The sequence below is a fragment of the Streptomyces sp. BR123 genome (assembly GCF_013401435.1).
In the GTDB taxonomy this organism is placed as follows: domain Bacteria; phylum Actinomycetota; class Actinomycetes; order Streptomycetales; family Streptomycetaceae; genus Streptomyces.
The window spans coordinates 1-12,646 of the sequence record NZ_JACBGN010000213.1 but is presented as its reverse complement, the minus strand read 5'-3'; the positions used below and the strand labels follow the sequence as shown (position 1 = coordinate 12,646).

The window sequence follows — 12,646 nt, the reverse complement described above, 5'->3', positions numbered from 1 at the left end:
CGCCCGGCCCGCCCGTACCGGCCGCCCGACCCCGGCCGGACCGCAGCGCGAGAGCGTCCCCGTCACCGCACAGCAGCACGGCCTGCTCCTCGACGCCCTGGCCCACCAGGGCACCGGCCGCTACGTCGAACAGCTCCACTGGCGCTGGCACGGACCGCTGGACACCGACCGCTTCACCGCGGCCTGGGAGGCCGTCTTCGCACGCGAGGCCGTCCTGCGCACCGCCTTCGACTGGCAGGCCGAGCCGCGGCTCGTCCTGCACGAGGACGTCCGCCCCGAGGTCGTCCGCCTCGCGCACGGCAGCGACGACTGGGACGACCTGCTCGAACGCGACCGGCTGCGCGGCTTCGACCTGCGCCGCCCCGGCCTGCTGCGCGCCACCCTGTTCGACGAGGCCGCCCCCGGCGACACGGGAACCGCGTCCACCCGCGTCCTGCTGACCTTCCACCACGTCCTGCTGGACGGCTGGAGCGTCTCCCTGCTGATCCAGCAGTTCTACCGCGCCTACCTGGCCGGCGGCACCCTGCCCGAGACCGGCACGCGCCGCCCCGACATCCGCGACTACTCGCGCTGGCTGCACGCCCAGGACACCGGCCCGGCCCGCGAGTACTGGTCCGCAGCCGTCCCCGCGGGACCGCTCGCCGTACGCCCCGCCCTGCCGGGCGAACCGACCGGACAGCACGGCTCCGGCCGCGCCCAGACCCGGCTGGCGCCGGCCGAGGCCGAGCGCCTGCGCCGCTGGGCCGCCTCCCACGCCGCCACCGAGAGCAGCGCGCTCAACACCGCCTGGGCCCTGCTGCTCAGCCGCGCCTGCGGCGCCGCCGGGCCCGTCCGGGTCGGCTTCGGAGTGACCGTCTCCGGGCGCGGCATCCCGCTCGACGGCGTCGAACGCCTCCCCGGCCTGCTGATGAACTCCCTGCCCATGACCATCGAGGTCGACCCCGCGGCCACCGTCCCCGGCCTGCTCGCCACCCTGCGCGACCAGGCCCTGGACATGGCCTCCTACGAGTGGGTCTCCACCGGCCAGATCCACGAGTGGAGCGGCCGCGGAGCCGGCGAGAAGCTCGTCGAGAGCCTCCTCGTCCTGGAGAACTACCCCCGCTCACAGGACGGCCTGGAAGACGACCTCGCCGCCCAGGGCATCCGCGTCGAACTCCCCGACGCCGCCGGTTCGGAGACCGCCTTCCCGGTCGCCCTCCTCGCCTACCGCGACACGGACGGCAGCCTGGTGCTGGCCGCCGTCCACGACCGGTCCCGCCTGGCCGACGCCGACGCCGCCACCCTCGTCGAGCTGTGCGCCCGGCTGCTGCGCGAGCTCCCCGTGACCGGCGACGACCTCACCACCGTCGCCGACCTCCTGGAGACCCTGCCCGACGACGCCCTGCCCAAGATGGCCGACCGGCCCGAACGCGACCGCGACGGCGACGACGGCGCCTCCTGGCCCGAGGGCCCCGACACCCAGCTCCTGCGCGACGCCTGGCAGGCCGTCCTCGGCACCGGGGACGTCGCACCCGGCGACCACTTCTTCGAGGCCGGCGGCCACTCGCTGCTCGCCATGAAGCTGCTGCGCGAGATCGCCGAACGCACCGGCCGCACCCTGCGCCTGGACGACCTGCTCGCCCACCCCACCGCCGGGGCCCTGGCCCGCCTGCTGGCCGACGGTCCCGCCGCCGGCGAGCGGGGCGTGCTCGTACCGCTGCGCGAGGCCGCCGACCCGGACGCCGGAACCCTCTACCTGGTCCACCCCCCGGGCGGGCAGGTCGCCTGCTACGCCCAGCTCGCCCAGAGCTACCCCGGTCCCGAGGCCCTCACCGGCATCCGCGACCCGCGCGTCGACCAGGCCCAGCCCGAGCACCTGACGACCGAACAGCTCGCCGCGATCTACCACGAGGCTCTGCTTCCGGTCCTGGAGAGCGGCCGGCGGGTGGTGCTCGGCGGCTTCTCCGGAGGCGGAGTCATCGCCTACGAGATCGCCCAGCGGATCGCCGCCGACGGCTGGCAGCCGCCCCTGGTGGTGATGATCGACGCCGGCGCCCCCGACGGCGAGGTCACCGACGCCGAGGCCGAGGGCTCGTTCGCCTCCCGGCTGCGCGCCGTCGCCGAGAACCGCGCGGACACCGGGGCGGGTGCCGAGGCCGAGGCGAGGACCGCCGACGGCCCGGCGCAGGGCAGCACCGACGAGCCCGCCGACGCCGACGCCTACCTCGCCGAGCTCGCCCAGATCGCCGACTGGGTCCGCGGCGACGGCGGCGGCGACCCGGTCGCCCTGATGACCGACAGCGTCGAAGCCGTCCAGCGGTACCGGCCCCTGCCGTACCACGGGCCCGTGGCGGTCCTGCGGGCCGGCGACACCGGCTTCGGCCGCGGCACCGACTACGACGAGTCGGACCGCTTCCACGGCCGCCCGGGCCTCGGCTGGGAGGACCACTGCGAGGACCTCGCCATCCGGATCGTGCCCGGCAACCACGTGACCATGCTGACCGGCGACAACGTGCGCGTCCTCGCCCGCATCCTGGCGTCCGCCGCCAGGACCTGACCGACCCCCCGGCCCCAAGGAGGCCCTTCCATGTCACGACCCCGCAGACGGATCACCCTCGCCGGCATCATCGACGGCCCCGGCGGCCACGTCGCCGCCTGGCGCCACCCCGCCACCCAGGCCGACGCCCAGCTCGACCTCGACTTCCACGTCCGCAACGCGCGGACCCTGGAACGCGGCCTGTTCGACGCCGTGTTCATCGCGGACATCGTCGCCGTGTGGGGCACCCACCTGGACTCGCTGTGCCACACCTCGCGCGCCGAGCACTTCGAGCCGCTGACGCTGCTCGCCGCCTACGCGGCCGCCACCGAGCACATCGGCCTGGCCGCCACCGCCACCACCACGTACAACGAGCCGCACCACATCGCCCGCCGCTACGCCTCGCTCGACCACCTCAGCGGCGGCCGTGCCGCGTGGAACGTCGTGACCTCCGCCGCGCCCTGGGAGTCCGTCAACTTCGGCCGCGCCGACCACCTCGAACACGGACGGCGCTACGAGCGCGCCGAGGAGTTCATCGACGTCGTCAAGCAGCTGTGGGACGCCGGCGCCGACACCCGCGACGGCCTTCCGGGCACCCCCCTCCACCACCGCGGCGAACACTTCGACGTCACCGGGCCGCTCGACGTGGCCCGCCCGCCGCAGGGCCGGCCCGTCATCATCCAGGCCGGGTCCTCCCCGGTCGGCCGCGAGTTCGCGGCCCGCCACGCCGAGGTCATCTTCACCCGCCACAACCGGCTCGCCGACGCCCAGGACTTCTACACCGACCTCAAGGCCCGTGTCGCCCGGCACGGCCGCGACCCGCAGAAGGTCCTGGTCTGGCCGACCCTCGCCCCGATCATCGCCGGCACCGAGGCCGAGGCCCGCGCCATCCTCGCCGAACTCCAGGACCTCGTGCCCGACCACGTCGCCCTGCGCACCCTGCAGGACTTCCTCGGCTTCGACCTGACCGGCCACCCCGTCGACGGACCCGTCCCCGACATCCCGTACACCAACCAGTCCCAGAGCACCACCGAGCGTCTGATCGGCCTCGCCCGCCGCGAGAACCTGTCGATCCGCGGCCTCGCCCTGCGCCTGATGGGCGACGTGATCGCCGGCACGCCCGAGCAGATCGCCGACCACATGGAGTCGTGGTTCACGCAGGGCGGCGCGGACGGCTTCAACATCGACTTCCCCTACCTCCCCGGCTCGGCCGACGCCTTCGTCGACCACGTCGTCCCCGAACTCCAGCGCCGCGGCCTGTACCGGACCGCCTACGAGGGCACCACCCTGCGCGAGAACCTCGGCCTGGACCTCCCCGTACGCTCCCAGAAGGCAGGTGCCGCGTGACCTCCGGCCAGAACACCGCCCCCGCCCCGCTGCTCGTCGCGGCCGTCGCCCCCCGCACCGCGGGCGGGGCCCTGCTGGACCTGCGCGGTCTGAAGGCCCTCGCGTACGCCGCCGAACGCGCCGGCCTCGACGCCCTGCTGCTCGGCGACGGCACCGCCGAGGCGCCGGCCGCCTTCGAGGGCACCACCGCCGCCGCGGCCCTGGCCGCCGCGACCGAGCACATCGGCCTGCTGCCGGCCACCCCGCCCGGCGGCCTCGCGCCCTACCACCTCGCGCGGATCACCGCGTCCCTGGACCACCTCAGCCACGGCCGGTCCGGCTGGTGCGCGACCGGCACCGGCCCGGGCACCGCCGCCGCGGCCGAGTACCTCCACGTCGTCAAGGGCCTGTGGGAGAGCTTCGACGCGGACGCCTTCCTGCACGACCGCGCGGGGGGCGTCTACTGGCGGCTCGACGGCCTCCACCGGCTCGACCACACCGGCGAGCACTACACGGTCGCCGGCCCGCTGAACGTCGCCCGCCCGCCCCAGGGCCACCCGGTGACCGCCGTCACCGACCCCTCGCTCGCCGCCGGAGCGGACCTCCTCCTGCTGGAGACCGACGACCCGGCCGAGGCCGGCCGGATCCGCGCCCGCGTCCGGCAGGACGCCCTCGACGCCAGCCGCGACGCGGACGCCGTCAAGGTCGCCCTCACCCTGCCCGCGGGTGCCGGAGCCGACGAGATCGCCGAGTGGTGCACCGGGCAGCTCACCGACGGGTTCGTCGTCCCGCTCACCGCACCCGACGACCGGTTCCTCACCACGACCGCCGAAGAGCTGCGCCGCCGCGGCCTGCTCCGCGCCCCGCACGCCCCCGGCACGACGCTGCGCGACCGCCTCGGCCTCGCCCACCCGGCCGGCCGCCTCGTCGCCGCGGCGTCCTGACGGGCGCCCCATGGAGACGCTCATCCTGACCGGCAGCACGGCGGCCGCGTCCACCTGCGCCCGCCTGGCCGGACTCATCCGCCGCCGGATCGAACTGCGCGACCTCGGCGCCGTCGTGTCCGACCTGGACCGGAGCCTGCTGCGGATGCCGGGCCTGGACGCCGACGCCTACACCGGCGGCGCCCTCGCCCGGGACCCCGGCGTCCGCCACCTGGCCGACCGCCTCGCGGACGCCCGGGCCGTCGTCCTGGTCACGCCGGTCCAGCACGGCAGCTACTCCGGCGCCCTGAAGAACCTCCTCGACCACGCACCGCGCGCGGCGCTGCGCGACAAGCCGGTGCTGGTGGCCGCCACCGGCGGCACCCTCCACCCGGGCGCGGCCGCCTGCGACCACCTGCGCGCCGTCGTCCGTTCCCTGGGCGGCTGGGCCGTGCCCACCCAGGTCATCGCGCAGCGCTCGGAACTGACCGCCGCCGAGCCGCCGCAGCAGCTGGCCGCCCGCATCGACCGCGCCGTCGGCGAACTGCTGCTCGGCGCCCGCATGCTGGCCCCGGCCGCCATCTGACCCTGCCAACCCGCACCCTGGAGAGACATGTCCCGCCGCCTGTTCACCTCGGAGTCCGTCACCGAGGGGCACCCCGACAAGATCGCCGACCAGATCAGCGACACCATCCTGGACGCCCTCCTGGCGCAGGACCCGGCCTCCCGCGTGGCCGTGGAGACACTGATCACCACCGGCCTCGTCCACGTGGCCGGCGAGGTCACCACCAAGGCGTACGCGCCGATCGCGCAGCTCGTCCGCGACAAGATCCTCGAGATCGGCTACGACTCCTCGAAGAAGGGCTTCGACGGCGCATCCTGCGGCGTGTCGGTGTCCATCGGCGCGCAGTCCCCGGACATCGCGCAGGGCGTCGACACCGCGTACGAGCAGCGCGTCGAGGGCACCGCCGCAGGTGACGAGGCCGACGACCTGGACCGGCAGGGCGCCGGCGACCAGGGCCTGATGTTCGGCTACGCCTGCGACGAGACGCCCGAGCTGATGCCCCTCCCGATCCACCTCGCCCACCGGCTCTCCCGCCGCCTGACCGAGGTCCGCAAGAACGGGACCATCCCGTACCTGCGCCCCGACGGCAAGACCCAGGTCACCATCGAGTACGACGGCGACGAGGCCGTCCGCCTCGACACGGTCGTGGTCTCCTCGCAGCACGCCTCCGACATCGACCTGGACTCGCTGCTCACGCCCGACGTCCGCGAGTTCGTCGTCGAACACGTCCTCAAGGAGCTCGCCGAGGACGGCATCAAGCTGGACACCGACGGCTACCGCCTGCTGGTCAACCCGACCGGCCGCTTCGAGATCGGCGGCCCGATGGGCGACGCCGGCCTGACCGGCCGCAAGATCATCATCGACACGTACGGCGGCATGGCCCGCCACGGCGGCGGCGCGTTCTCCGGCAAGGACCCGTCGAAGGTCGACCGCTCCGCCGCGTACGCGATGCGCTGGGTCGCCAAGAACGTGGTCGCCGCCGGCCTGGCCTCGCGCTGCGAGGTGCAGGTCGCGTACGCCATCGGAAAGGCCGAGCCCGTCGGCCTCTTCGTCGAGACCTTCGGCACCGAGACGACCTCCCGCGACCGCATCAGCCGGGCCATCACGGAGGTGTTCGACCTCCGCCCGGCCGCGATCATCCGCGACCTCGACCTGCTCCGCCCGATCTACGCCCGGACCGCCGCCTACGGCCACTTCGGCCGCCAGGACCAGGACTTCACCTGGGAGCGCACGGACCGCGTCGAGGCCCTGCGCGCCGCGGCGGGCCTCGTCTGACCCGGTCGCCCTCCCGTTCCGGGCAGCCCGGGGTCTCGCCGCCCTCCCGCGGGGGAGGGCGGCGAGACCGCTGGGGCTTCGCCTGCGGGACGACCACGGCCGCAGAACCGACGGCCGCCCGTCCGCACGGACGGGCGGCGGGGGCCCTGCGGGAGGCGGTGCGACCCGGCGCCGTGCGGCGGCGACGCGGCGACGACGGCCGGGACGTGCGGCCATGCGCGACCACCGGAAGGGGAGCAGCCCGGGATGCGGCCCGCCGTGGCGGTCGGCAGTGCCCGGCGCGTCGGCAGGCGTGCGGGTGCGGTTCTCCGTCACCGGAGAGGCCGGACCGGCGTTCCGGGCATTTTCCGGTGTCGGTCCAGGGCCGCGGTCGACCGGCCCGCGCCCCTGCGGGGCACGGTGCGGCGCTCCTCGGCCGCGCCTGCCGCGAGACCGTCGCTCAGACGGCGGCCGGCCGCGCCAGGGCCCAGCCGGTGAGGTGACCGGACCGGGTGAGCGCGCGCAGGCACATGGTGCGGCACTGCTCGATCGCGCTCGCCCCGCTCGGTGCGAGCAGGAACGCCACGCCGCGTGCGCCGGAGCGCGCGGCGTGCACCCTGAGGTGTTCCACCCCGTCACCGTGCTCGCACCCGGCCCAGAGTGCGCCGAGCAGCGCATCCGCGGACACGTCCGGGGCGTTCGGTGGTTTGGTGAGGGAGAACTCGACGAGGTGCACGTGCCGATTGTGCCGCAGCGGGGCGACCCCCGACAGGGATGCGACCGGGCACGTCCGTGCCACGACACGGACGTGCCCCACGGGGCCGCGTCCCCCGTCCGGCTGTGAGGCAGGGGTGTCGTCTCCGGCAGGGGAGCGACCGCACGGCGCCGCATCCGCGGCGCGGTGACGACCGCCCGGCGTCACGTCCCGGCTCGGACGTGACCGCTCGGGGTCACGTGGCAGGCGCGGTCGCACGTGCTCGACGCCACATGCCCGTTACCCGTCGGCGGCCCTCCCGCGGCCTGGCCGATCCGACGACCCATCACGAATCACTGGGGGAGCACTGATGTTGCGGGTTCTCGGACTCGACGCCGTGACGGAGGCCGTCTACCGGCTGATGCTGGAGCATCCGGACTGGGGGGTGGAGGCCCTGGCCGGTGCGCTGGGGACCGGCCGGCAGCAGGTTGCCGCCGCTCTGGACCGGTTGGCGGACCTGGCCCTGCTGCGCTCCGGTGCCGACGCCGACACCGACGCACCCGCCGGTGCCCACCCTGCTCCCGGTACCGGTGGGGGATTCGAGGCGGGTCGACCGGTTCCGCCCCAGGCGGGTCTGGAGGCTCTGCTGGCGCGCCGTGAGGACGAGCTCCGCCGCAGCCGGCTGGAGCTGGACGCCGGTCGCGCCGCCATCACCGAGTTCCTCGCCGATTACGCCGCCCTCGGGCGGGAGAGCGTGGCCGGAGCCGTCGAGCGTGTCACCGGGGCGGAGGCGGTGCGTCGCTGCCTGGAGGACTTCTCGCTGCGGGCCGGCGCCGGCCTGTCCGTCCTCGCTCCCACCGGCACGGGTCCGGGCACCTGCTGGGACGTGGACGTGCCCTTGCACGCGCACCGGCTTGCCGCCGGTGTCCGCGTCCGGATCCTCCACCTCGACAGCACGGCCGGCGTCCCGGAACGGCGCCGGGGGATGCGTGCGCTGGCCGACGCCGGCGCCGAGATCCGCACGGTGCCCTCGCTGCCGCTGCACCTGCGCATCGCCGACGACGAACTCGCCGTCCTCTCCGCCCCCGCCTCCGACCGGGCCTCCGCCCCCGACCAGGCCTCCGGCCCGGGCCCCGACCCTGCCCCCGGCCAAGGCTCCGGCCCGGGCCCCGGCGGTGCCCCGGCGTCGGCGGCCTCCCTCCCGGGTGCGTCCTCCGCTTCCGGCTCCGCCGCGGTGCCCTGCGCTGTCGTCATCCGGGAGCCCGGTGCTCTGACCGGGCTGCGTGCACTCTTCTCCCACCTGTGGGACGACGGCACACCCTTCGGCGCCGGGCCTGCTGCCGACACCGAGTTCTCCGCGCAGGAACGGGCCCTGCTGCGCCTCCTCGCGGACGGCCTCACCGACGAGGCGGTCGCCCGCAAACTCGGTGTGTCCCTGCGCAGCGAACGCCGCATGATCTCCCGCCTCTCGGCCCGCTTCGGAACCCACAGCCGTTTCCAGCTGGGCCAGCAGGCCGTCCGCCGGGGCCTGCTGTAACGGCCGCCCCGTCACCCACGGGTGACGGGGCGACCGTGTGCACCGCTCGCGGCGCTCCGACCTCGGCCTGCCGAGGTCCGGGTCCGCACCCACGGAGAAGGTCTCCCGACCTGGGGACAGCCCGCGCACGACGCATCGGTGGTGCGCGGGGAACCGGTGGGGCACGGGGCCCATCACCGCATGACACAAAGATGCCAGGCGAATTCCCTGCCAAACGAGAACGCAGACAAACTCTTCCGGGATATGCCAGGATTCTTTTCAGAACGAACGGCAGGCAGCCGCAAGGCGCCTGACGGCCCTTCCGGAAAAAATGTTCTCGGAAGGGATTCGCGCCCCGGAACACCTCCCGGTGCACCTCACCTCACACCCCGGAAAGGAATGGTTCTCATGGAGAACGAGCAGAACCTCGCCATGGAGATCGTCGAGGACGAGAACTTCGACTTCGAGGCCGAATTCAGCCCGCGCCAGGACGTCGGCCACTGAATCCGTCCGCGCCCCTCCACGGGCCGGCGCAAGCCGCCTGACGGGTCTCCCGGAGTCCTGTGCGACAGGCAGTCGGGCAGCGCCTGACGGCCCCCTTCCGGAATCCCCACCCGGAAGACTGCACCGAACAACACCTTCAGCACACCCCTCACCGCAAAGGAATGGTTGTCATGGAGAACGAGCAGAACCTGGCCATGGAGATCATCGAGGATGAAAACTTCGACTTCGAGGCCGAATTCGGCCCGCGCCAGGACGTCGGCCACTGAGGCCACCCGCGCTTCACGCGGCCGGTAGTCCGACCCGACACCGGCCGCGTAGGCCTGTATTCCCTCGGCTTTTTCCGGACGGCGGTGACTTCATGAGCAGACAGACCAGTGGGACGACGACGATCGACGCGACGAAGTGGAAAGCGTTTGCGGCCGCCCAGGCCCCCGACTTCGTCGGCACGTTCTTCCTGTCCTCCCTCGTGACCGACCCCGGCCGCATCGCCGCGCTCATCGACGACGGCCTGCGTACCGCGACCACGGCAGCCCCCGGTGACCTGCGGCTCCGGGCGTTTCGGCCCGGTGCCTTCGACTACCGGCTGACGAAGCGTTTCCTCGGCACCCCCCTCGGCCCGGGCGAGAGCGCCGTCGACTGGCTCGCCCGTACCGCGGACAGCCGCGAGGAGTGCCTCGCCGTGAACGACATCGCGTCCTGGAGCCTGCCGCTCGCCGAATGGGTCGCCGCCCTCCTCCGCGAGATCGTCGCCGAGGGGATCCACGAACTCCCCTCCGGGACGGACGTCTACACGTTCGTCGCGGACTCCGGCTGGACCCCTTTCGGCATCCACAAGGACTCCGAGCCGTCGCTCATCTTCCACCTCGGCCCGTCCCCGAAGGAGGTCTGGGTCTGGCAGGACAACCCCTTCGACGACTCGGGGATCACCCCCAGCCCGTCCTTCGGGCGCATCACCTTCGACATCGAGCCGCATCTGGAAACGGCCGAGCGGTTCCTCCTCCGGCCCGGCGACTTCCTGTGCATACCGCAGGACACGTACCACGTCTTCCGGAACCTCGGCCCCTCCGCGTTCCTCGGCCTCACCCTCTACCCGGTGAAGGGACGCGCCCTGGTCACCGAGGCCCTGTGGCGCGCCGCCCGCGCGGACGACCTCCCCTCCCTCGCCGCCTACCCCACCGGCGCACAGGTCGCCGGGCTCGCCCGGGCCCTCCTGCAGGACCACCCCGCCACCGGTACCGGCGTCCCCCTCGCCGACCGCGTCGCCGCGGAAATCGCCCTCGGCCAGCTCCGCCTGCGCACCAGCGGCCACCTCAGCCGCCCCCACCCCGCCGCCCTGCCCGCGGACGACCCGCACGACACCGACCTGCTCCGCTGGGCGTTTCCCGGCGCCGTCGCCGCCGTCCGCTCCGCCGCCGGGGCCGCTCTCGTCGTACGCGGCCGCCCGCTGCCCGTGCGCGACGGACTCGACTTCACCGCCCTGGAGCGGGCCACCCACTCCGCGGAGCCCTTCACCCTCCGCGGCCTCGCCGGGGAGCTCCCGCAGCCCCTCGACGACACGGACCGCGCCTGCCTGGCCCGCGGCCTCCACGCGCTCGGGGCGGTGATCCCCGCATGACCGGCTTCGACGCCTACGCCCACGCGGAGCGCATCCTCACCGCCCTCGGCGCCCCCGCGGGCCCCGGCAGCCCGGCCGACCCGGCAGGCGGCCCTCCCCAGCCGACCACCCTTCCCCCCGCCTCCGGCGTCCGCCTCCACGAACCGGCCGCAGGGCCGGCCGACGCCACCGACGCCCTCCTGGCCGGCGTGTGGTCCGCCCTCGCCCGCCCCGGCGCGCTCGCCACCAACTTCCGCCTCGTCGAGTCCGGCCGCCAGATCGACCGCAGCCGCTGGATGCGCTCCCGCGTCGGCGACGGCGAGGTCCTGCACACCGCCCTCGTCCCCGTCTACCTCCACAGCGCGGTCGAACGCGGTGCCACGCTCGTCATCAGCCACCTCGAAGCCCTCGACGAGCACGTCATGCTCCTGTGCGAGGCCCTGGAGTACCAGCTCCACGCCCGCGCCTGGATCAACTGCTACATCACCGCCGGCGACACCTCCGCGTTCGACGTCCACTCCGACGACCACGACGCGCTGATCCTGCAACTCCTCGGCCGCAAACGCTGGCAGGTCGACACCCGCGTCGGCGCCCGCTCCCGCGACCTCGCCCCCGACAGCCTCGACCGGATCCTCGAACCGGGCATGTGCCTGTCCGTGCCGCGCGGCACCGCCCACTGCGTCTCCGGCACCGGCGAGCTCACCGTGCACCTCACCGTCGGCTACGAACCGTACGCCGACCTGCGCGACGAGACGCGCGCGGCGGGCGAGCTCCTCGGCACCCCCGCCCCGGAGCCCGACCCCGCCTGGATGGCCGCACGCCTGGCGATGCGCCCCGACCGCCGTGCGGGCGCCTCCCTGCGCAACGCCCTGACCGGCGAGGTGGACGAATCGACCCGCATCCGCTGGGCCAGCCGCTTCCCCCCGCACGTCCGCACCACCGACGACGGCCTCGTCGTCACCACGATGGGCCGCCGGATCCGCCTCGACCACCGGCTGGCAGCGACGATCGCCCTGCTCTCCCGCGGCGGCGCCCTCACCTGGCCCGAACTCGTCGACCGGAGCGACCTCCCGGCCGCCGACCTGCGCACCTTCATCCGCTTCGGTGCGCGCAACGACTTCCTCATCTGCGAAGGGTGACCGTGTCCACCACCGTGCGGCTCAAGGACAAGACGGCGATCCTGCGCGAACGCCGCTTCGCGACGTTCTTCGCCGGCAACGCCGTCTCCAAGCTCGGCGACGCCGCCGTCCCCGTGGCGTTCTCGCTGGCCGCCTACCAGGTGTCCGGCTCCGCCGCGGGCATCACCTGGGTACTGCTGTCCCTGTGGGGCGCCCGCTTCCTCATGGTCGCCGCCGGCGGCCGCATCGCCGACCGGCACGACCGGATCAAGGTGATGATCGGCGCGGACGTCCTGCGCATCGCCGCCCAGGGCGCCCTCGCCCTCCTCTTCGCCGGACTGCTGCCCGTCGCAAGCTGGCACCTGTGCGTGTCGGCGGCCCTCTACGGCGTCGGAACCGCCCTCTACAACCCGGCGCAGATCGGCCTGACTCCCGAACTCGTCCCCGAGGACCGGCTGCAGGACGCCAACGGCCTGCTCTCCCTCGTCGCCGACGTCGCGTTCCTCCTCGGCCCCGCCCTGGCCGGCGTGCTGATGGGCACGGTCGGCTTCACCTGGGTCCTGTGGATCGACGTCGCCTCGTTCGCCGTCAACCTCGTGCTGCTGCTGCGCCTGGCCCGCCTCCACACCCCCTGTCT

Annotated in this window: 10 protein-coding genes; 9 read left to right on the top strand and 1 reads right to left on the bottom strand. The window is 74.3% G+C overall.

The features are described 5' to 3' along the window. The 5 genes from HYE82_RS26545 to metK form a co-directional block, all read left to right on the top strand. Positions 1-2,536 (top strand): condensation domain-containing protein (locus HYE82_RS26545; RefSeq protein WP_179176684.1); only part of this gene is annotated, 2,536 nt, incomplete at its 5' end. Positions 2,537-2,566: 30 nt separating this feature from the next. Beyond that, a complete protein-coding gene (locus HYE82_RS26540; RefSeq protein WP_179176683.1) occupies positions 2,567-3,862 on the top strand; it encodes an LLM class flavin-dependent oxidoreductase in 1,296 nt (431 codons plus the stop codon). Then, positions 3,859-4,785 (top strand): LLM class flavin-dependent oxidoreductase, encoded by a 927-nt coding sequence (locus tag HYE82_RS26535; protein ID WP_179176682.1) that lies wholly within the window; start codon positions 3,859-3,861, stop codon positions 4,783-4,785. Before HYE82_RS26540 ends, HYE82_RS26535 begins: the two co-directional genes overlap by 4 nt. A gap of 10 nt (positions 4,786-4,795) precedes the next feature. After that, positions 4,796-5,350, top strand: coding sequence for an NADPH-dependent FMN reductase (locus tag HYE82_RS26530; protein ID WP_179176681.1), 555 nt, complete (start codon positions 4,796-4,798; stop codon positions 5,348-5,350). Positions 5,351-5,377: 27 nt separating this feature from the next. Then, the gene (metK, locus tag HYE82_RS26525; protein WP_179176680.1) at positions 5,378-6,604 is read left to right on the top strand and encodes a methionine adenosyltransferase; all 1,227 of its coding nucleotides are present in this window, start codon (positions 5,378-5,380) and stop codon (positions 6,602-6,604) included. Between the two features lie 439 nt (positions 6,605-7,043). Here the strand turns inward: metK and HYE82_RS26520 are convergent, their stop codons facing one another. Then, the gene (locus HYE82_RS26520) at positions 7,044-7,319 is read right to left on the bottom strand and encodes a hypothetical protein (protein ID WP_179176679.1); all 276 of its coding nucleotides are present in this window, start codon (positions 7,317-7,319) and stop codon (positions 7,044-7,046) included. 328 nt (positions 7,320-7,647) lie between these two features. Between HYE82_RS26520 and HYE82_RS26515 the strand changes: the two genes are divergently transcribed. The 4 genes from HYE82_RS26515 to HYE82_RS26500 all read left to right on the top strand — a co-directional run. Continuing rightward, on the top strand, positions 7,648-8,814 hold the full coding sequence (locus HYE82_RS26515; RefSeq protein ID WP_179176678.1) for a helix-turn-helix transcriptional regulator: 1,167 nt from the start codon (positions 7,648-7,650) through the stop codon (positions 8,812-8,814). A gap of 841 nt (positions 8,815-9,655) precedes the next feature. Continuing rightward, a complete protein-coding gene (locus HYE82_RS26510; RefSeq protein ID WP_179176677.1) occupies positions 9,656-10,912 on the top strand; it encodes a hypothetical protein in 1,257 nt (418 codons plus the stop codon). Beyond that, positions 10,909-12,030: a cupin domain-containing protein gene (locus HYE82_RS26505; RefSeq protein ID WP_179176676.1), complete on the top strand. Its 1,122-nt coding sequence runs from the start codon at positions 10,909-10,911 to the stop codon at positions 12,028-12,030. The genes HYE82_RS26510 and HYE82_RS26505 overlap by 4 nt, the downstream gene beginning before the upstream one ends. 2 nt (positions 12,031-12,032) lie before the next feature. Beyond that, positions 12,033-12,646, top strand: a 614-nt coding sequence (locus HYE82_RS26500) for an MFS transporter (protein WP_179176675.1), incomplete at its 3' end; no start/stop codon positions are given.